This is a genomic window from Mycobacterium sp., from assembly GCF_049683935.1.
Classification (GTDB): Bacteria; Actinomycetota; Actinomycetes; order Mycobacteriales; family Mycobacteriaceae; genus Mycobacterium.
Genome location: NZ_JBAUJR010000017.1, coordinates 1 through 4,105, shown reverse-complemented (window position 1 = coordinate 4,105; position 4,105 = coordinate 1). Strand labels below are relative to the sequence as shown.

Below are 4,105 nucleotides of genomic sequence, written 5' to 3'. Positions count from 1 at the left end.
TTCAAGTGCAGGTCCCGGACCCGGCCGGAGGAGTCGACGAGCTCGCCGAGCAACAGCGCGCGGCCGTCACCGAGGCGGGGGACGAACCCCCCGAACTGGTGCCCGGCGTAGGCCTGCGCGACGGGTGTGGCGTCATCCGGCAGCGCCGTGCCCACCAGCAGTCCCAAGCCCTCGGGGGTGCGCAGCCAGGCCGGGTCGAGACCGAGTTCGGCAGCCAGCGCGTCGTTGATCACCACGGGCGTCGGTTTGGGTGCGGCTTCGGCTTTCCAGCCCACCGCCAGCTCGGGGAGTTCCTGGGCGAATCGGTCCTGAAGCGCGAGGGTCACCCCATCCAGACTACGGAGACGGCTGGATCACCGCGATGGCGTCGACGCCGTCCTTGATCGGGAAGCGGCGCTCGCTCTCCTCGAACACCAACGCACCCGCCGGATCCGCATACGCGCCGCTCTGCGGCAGGATCAGGGCGCGCTGCCCCGGAGCGACGTCGGCCGTCTGCAGCGCCGACGTCGCCGGCGTGATCTGTTCGATGCGATCCTCCGTCGCCTGCCAGACCAGCGGCGGATAGGACTCCGGCCGGTCACACCGCCACATGGCCAGGCTCAGTTTCGGCAATCCGCTGGTGGGCCACCACAGCTTGGGCACCCGGGACCCGGTGTCGGTGTCCGGACCTGCCACGTCGAAGGTCTGCTGGTCGCCGGCGGCGTCGGACACCACGATGGCCGCGGTACCGCAGTTGCTGTCGGTGCTGCGGTACAGCGCGTACGCCAGCGAGGCCCCGTCGGGGCTGAGCCGGGCCACCGACACCGGTGAGTTCGCGTCGGCCAGGCCGAGCGGCGCCGGTGCCCCCGGACCACGCACCGCGTAGAGGGTGTCCGGACCGCCGAACGGAGACGGTGGCGCTTCGACGCGTGCGATCACCGCGGTGCCCCCACGGGCGACGATCAGCCGCGGCTCACCGGGGCGCACCCCGACGACCGGCGGCAGGTCCACCGTCTGCAGCAGCGCGGGCTGTGAGTCCGGATCCGCCAGATCGAGCTGCATCAGCCGATTCGGCTGCTCCCACCAGACGATCGAGCTCGGTCCGGTGGTTCCCAGCACCGGACCCACCGGGACCGTCCGGGTGGACCCCTCCTGAGAGGCCACGTCCAGCGTCGCGACCCGGTTGTCGGTGGTGCGCGCGAACACGAACCGGCCGTCCTCGGTGGTGATCAGATCGTTGGAGGCCTCGAAGCTGCCCGGCGCCGTCGCGATCACGCTTGTGCCGTCGACGAGGCCGATCTCGTCGGCCGCCCGGTAAGCCAGCAGCGGGCCGGTGGGTTGCGACGGAGTCGTCGTGGGATCGAACGGGGAACTCGGGCGCGGGGTGGACTCGGAGGTCGCGCCGGGGGTGGGCTCGACGGGGGTGCAGCCGGCCGCGGCGAGGCCGACGACGGCCAGGGCCGCCACCAGGGTTTTGGGTGTGTTGAATCTCTGCAGAATCTTCATAGGGCTCTGTTCCATGAAAGCTCACCTGCCAGTGTGGTGTCGCCAGGGGTCGTCCGCGGTGGGCCCGGGAGCCGCCAGGTCGGTATGGTGATTTCTCTCCGGTGGCGGGGGAAGAGGCTGATGAGGTCGATGTCAGCCGATCGCCGGACAATCCGATGTCAGATGTGGAGCAACGCTGTGAGCCTGAACACCATCGCTCTGGAATTGGTGCCGCCGAACGTCGAACAGGGCCGAGAGCGGGCACTCGAGGACGCCGAGAAGGTGCTGCGGTGTTCAGCCGAAGCCGGTCTGGCCGGGCGGGTCCGCCACGTGATGATCCCCGGGATGATCGAAGAGGACGACGATCGGCCCATCGAGATGAAGCCGAAGCTCGATGTCCTGGATTTCTGGTCGATGATCAGGCCCGAACTGCCGGGAATCAACGGACTGTGCACCCAGGTCACGGCGTTCATGGACGAACCGACGCTGCGGTCGCGACTGACCCAACTGGGCGACAGCGGGTTCGACGGGATCGCCTTCGTCGGTGTACCGCGCACCCTCAACGACGGGGAGGGTTCCGGCGTCGCGCCCACCGATGCGTTGTCGCTGTTCGACAACGTCATCAGCAACCGCGGCGTCATCCTGATCCCGACGCGCGACGGTGAGCAGGGCCGCTTCGAGTTCAAGTGCAACCAGGGTGCCACCTACGGCATGACCCAGTTGCTGTACTCGGACACGATCGTCGAGTTCCTCACCGAATTCGCTCGGACCACCGAGCACCGGCCCGAGATCCTGTTGTCGTTCGGCTTCGTGCCCAAGCTCGAGACCAAGGTCAACCTGATCAACTGGCTGATCCAGGACCCGGGAAACGCGGCCGTTGCCGCCGAGCAGGAGTTCGTGAAGACGCTCGCGGGCAGCGAACCGGATCTGCGGCGCAAGCTGATGCTCGATCTGTACAAACGGGTCATCGACGGCGTCGGCGGGCTCGGCTTCCCACTGAGCATCCACTTCGAGGCCACCTACGGTGTCAACACGCCGGCCTTCCAGACCTTCGCCGACATGCTGGAGTACTGGTCGCCCGACCGCCCGTAGCTCAGCCTGAGAAGGCGAGCACCGGAACGGCGACGCAGATCGCCAGCATGCCGGTCGCGTTGACGAACAGATTGCGGCCGAAGTCGCGGGCGGCGATGTGCGTGCCGATGGCGGCGACGAAGTACCCGATCAGCGCCGCGCAGGTCAGCGCGGCCAGGTAGGGGACCCAGAGACCGGCGAGCAGCCCCGCGGCCGCGGCGAATTTGATCACCGGCATCAGCCACCACCAGCGGCGCGGCCAGCGCACCGCCTCGAAGCACTCGGCTATGAAGGCGGCCGGCTTCACGCACAGCAGGCCGTCGCCGAACTGAATGACGGCGAGGACGAGCACGGGCCACGTCGGGTCGGGAGTGGAGAACGTCATGTCCAGTAGACGAGACGGTCAGCGAGATTGTGACGGCTGCGGTACAACGACTTGATGAGTTCGGCGCCCGAGAGGGGTCTACTCCCGGTATGAGGACACCACGCGCATTCGTCCGGCGGACCGGGGCGCTGCTCGCCGTGGGTTCGGCTGCGCTGCACGGAGCGGCGCTCGGACCGGGCGTCACACCGTGGCTCGCGGCGCTGACGGTGGTGATGCTCGCCGGCTGCCTGTACTGCGCCTACGAGCTGTTGACCCGCGACACCGTGCGGGCCTGGGTGCTGGTGGCGGTGATGAACCTCGCGATGGTCGCGGTGCATCTGCCGATGACCGGAGCACACCACCACGGCGCGCAGCCAGGGGTGCCTGCGGCAGTGCCGACGGCGATGGAGCTGGCCACCGTTGTCGCGATCGCCGAGATTCTGCTCGCGGCGGCGGTGCTGTTCGTCCGCACCCGTGCTCTGGCGCCGGACGTCATCGCGCCGTGTCAGAGTGGACGTCATGACACAGGCGGAAACACCGGTCGGCCGGTTGGGCGCGACGTCGATCGACTGCCCGAATCCCGCTGAGTTGGCGGACTTCTACTCCCGTCTGCTCGGCATGCGGCGCCTCGTCGAAACGCCCGACGGCGGGGTCGTCGCGATCACCGACGGCGCCCACATCCTGGCGATGATGCGCGTCGAGGACCACGTCGCGCCGACGTGGCCCGAACCGGGCCAACACCAGCAGATGCACCTCGACGTGTCTGTCACCGACCTCGACGACGCGGTCGTCAGAGCCGAGGGTCTGGGTGCGCGGCAGGCGGGGCACCAGGCGCAACCGGCGCTGTGGCGGGTCATGCTCGACCCGGCTGGGCACCCGTTCTGCCTGACGACGGTCGGAGCGGACTGACGAACGCCGACACACGCGCCCTACGCGCGCGGCTCGACGGGTTGACGATCCGCGACGCCGCCCGGCTGGGCCGCAGGCTCAGACAGCTCAGGTCGCCCAGCCCCGAGCAGCTCGACAAGCTCGCCCAGCAGTTCACCGCAGCCGAGGCGCTTGTTGCGACACGCACCGCCTCGGTCCCGCCGATCAGCTATCCGGACCTTCCCGTCAGCCAGCAGCGCGGCGAGCTGGCCGCGGCCATCGCCGAACACCAGGTGGTGGTGGTCGCCGGTGCGACGGGCTCGGGCAAGACCACCCAGC

7 protein-coding genes are annotated in these 4,105 nt (G+C 69.1%); 4 read left to right on the top strand and 3 right to left on the bottom strand.

Annotated features, from left to right (window positions below; translation table 11 throughout):
- The coding region (locus tag WA965_RS00950) for a protein adenylyltransferase SelO family protein (RefSeq protein WP_526446913.1) at nucleotides 1-326 on the bottom strand (326 nt) is incomplete at its 3' end.
- A gap of 10 nt (nucleotides 327-336) precedes the next feature.
- Nucleotides 337-1,500, bottom strand: coding sequence for a hypothetical protein (locus WA965_RS00945; RefSeq protein WP_526299640.1), 1,164 nt, complete (start codon nucleotides 1,498-1,500; stop codon nucleotides 337-339).
- A 162-nt stretch (nucleotides 1,501-1,662) separates the two neighbouring features.
- Between WA965_RS00945 and WA965_RS00940 the strand changes: the two genes are divergently transcribed.
- Complete coding sequence (locus WA965_RS00940; RefSeq protein ID WP_526299642.1) at nucleotides 1,663-2,556, top strand: mycobacterial-type methylenetetrahydrofolate reductase; 894 nt, start codon at nucleotides 1,663-1,665, stop codon at nucleotides 2,554-2,556.
- Nucleotide 2,557: 1 nt separating this feature from the next.
- On the opposite strand, the gene WA965_RS00935 is transcribed toward WA965_RS00940, so the two are convergent.
- Entirely contained in the window at nucleotides 2,558-2,887 is a 330-nt protein-coding gene (locus WA965_RS00935) for a DoxX family protein (RefSeq protein ID WP_526299644.1), read from the bottom strand.
- Nucleotides 2,888-3,009: 122 nt separating this feature from the next.
- Between WA965_RS00935 and WA965_RS00930 the strand changes: the two genes are divergently transcribed.
- From WA965_RS00930 to WA965_RS00920, 3 genes are all read left to right on the top strand, one after another.
- A complete protein-coding gene (locus tag WA965_RS00930) occupies nucleotides 3,010-3,486 on the top strand; it encodes a hypothetical protein (protein WP_526299646.1) in 477 nt (158 codons plus the stop codon).
- On the top strand, nucleotides 3,419-3,808 hold the full coding sequence (locus tag WA965_RS00925) for a VOC family protein (RefSeq protein WP_526299648.1): 390 nt from the start codon (nucleotides 3,419-3,421) through the stop codon (nucleotides 3,806-3,808). Before WA965_RS00930 ends, WA965_RS00925 begins: the two co-directional genes overlap by 68 nt.
- Nucleotides 3,805-4,105 (top strand): hypothetical protein (locus WA965_RS00920; RefSeq protein WP_526446915.1); only part of this gene is annotated, 301 nt, incomplete at its 3' end. The genes WA965_RS00925 and WA965_RS00920, both read left to right, overlap by 4 nt.